Below are 1,782 nucleotides of genomic sequence, written 5' to 3'. Positions count from 1 at the left end.
GGTAGACCTTTGAAAACTGAACATTGTTTCGACAAACCAAATATGTGTAGGGCGGTTTGATTTTAGAATCAAACCCAAACAATATTTGCGAAGTCAATTCGCTTTTAAAAATGTAACAACAATCGATGAGCTTACTTAAGTTCTCATCATAAGATGAGAGTTTGATCCTGGCTCAGGACGAACGCTGGCGGCATGCCTAATACATGCAAGTCGAACGAGCTTCCGTTGAATGACGTGCTTGCACTGATTTCAACAATGAAGCGAGTGGCGAACTGGTGAGTAACACGTGGGAAATCTGCCCAGAAGCAGGGGATAACACTTGGAAACAGGTGCTAATACCGTATAACAACAAAATCCGCATGGATTTTGTTTGAAAGGTGGCTTCGGCTATCACTTCTGGATGATCCCGCGGCGTATTAGTTAGTTGGTGAGGTAAAGGCCCACCAAGACGATGATACGTAGCCGACCTGAGAGGGTAATCGGCCACATTGGGACTGAGACACGGCCCAAACTCCTACGGGAGGCAGCAGTAGGGAATCTTCCACAATGGACGAAAGTCTGATGGAGCAATGCCGCGTGAGTGAAGAAGGGTTTCGGCTCGTAAAACTCTGTTGTTAAAGAAGAACACCTTTGAGAGTAACTGTTCAAGGGTTGACGGTATTTAACCAGAAAGCCACGGCTAACTACGTGCCAGCAGCCGCGGTAATACGTAGGTGGCAAGCGTTGTCCGGATTTATTGGGCGTAAAGCGAGCGCAGGCGGTTTTTTAAGTCTGATGTGAAAGCCTTCGGCTTAACCGGAGAAGTGCATCGGAAACTGGGAGACTTGAGTGCAGAAGAGGACAGTGGAACTCCATGTGTAGCGGTGGAATGCGTAGATATATGGAAGAACACCAGTGGCGAAGGCGGCTGTCTAGTCTGTAACTGACGCTGAGGCTCGAAAGCATGGGTAGCGAACAGGATTAGATACCCTGGTAGTCCATGCCGTAAACGATGAGTGCTAAGTGTTGGAGGGTTTCCGCCCTTCAGTGCTGCAGCTAACGCATTAAGCACTCCGCCTGGGGAGTACGACCGCAAGGTTGAAACTCAAAGGAATTGACGGGGGCCCGCACAAGCGGTGGAGCATGTGGTTTAATTCGAAGCTACGCGAAGAACCTTACCAGGTCTTGACATCTTCTGCCAATCTTAGAGATAAGACGTTCCCTTCGGGGACAGAATGACAGGTGGTGCATGGTTGTCGTCAGCTCGTGTCGTGAGATGTTGGGTTAAGTCCCGCAACGAGCGCAACCCTTATTATCAGTTGCCAGCATTCAGTTGGGCACTCTGGTGAGACTGCCGGTGACAAACCGGAGGAAGGTGGGGATGACGTCAAATCATCATGCCCCTTATGACCTGGGCTACACACGTGCTACAATGGACGGTACAACGAGTCGCGAAGTCGTGAGGCTAAGCTAATCTCTTAAAGCCGTTCTCAGTTCGGATTGTAGGCTGCAACTCGCCTACATGAAGTTGGAATCGCTAGTAATCGCGGATCAGCATGCCGCGGTGAATACGTTCCCGGGCCTTGTACACACCGCCCGTCACACCATGAGAGTTTGTAACACCCAAAGCCGGTGAGATAACCTTCGGGAGTCAGCCGTCTAAGGTGGGACAGATGATTAGGGTGAAGTCGTAACAAGGTAGCCGTAGGAGAACCTGCGGCTGGATCACCTCCTTTCTAAGGAATATACGGAGGCTACACATACTTGTTGAAACAATGTTCAGTTTTGAGGGGCTTACCTCTC

Annotated in this window: 1 rRNA gene; it reads left to right on the top strand. The window is 49.8% G+C overall.

Annotated features, from left to right (window positions below):
- Positions 1 to 149: 149 nt before the first annotated feature.
- Positions 150 to 1,715: ribosomal RNA gene (locus FC61_RS12230) — 16S ribosomal RNA — on the top strand.
- Positions 1,716 to 1,782: the final 67 nt, after the last annotated feature.

Source organism: Levilactobacillus brevis ATCC 14869 = DSM 20054 (assembly GCF_001433855.1).
GTDB lineage: Bacteria > Bacillota > Bacilli > Lactobacillales > Lactobacillaceae > Levilactobacillus > Levilactobacillus brevis.
The sequence above is the reverse complement of the archived record's forward strand: the minus strand, read 5'-3'. Positions and strand labels throughout refer to the sequence as shown.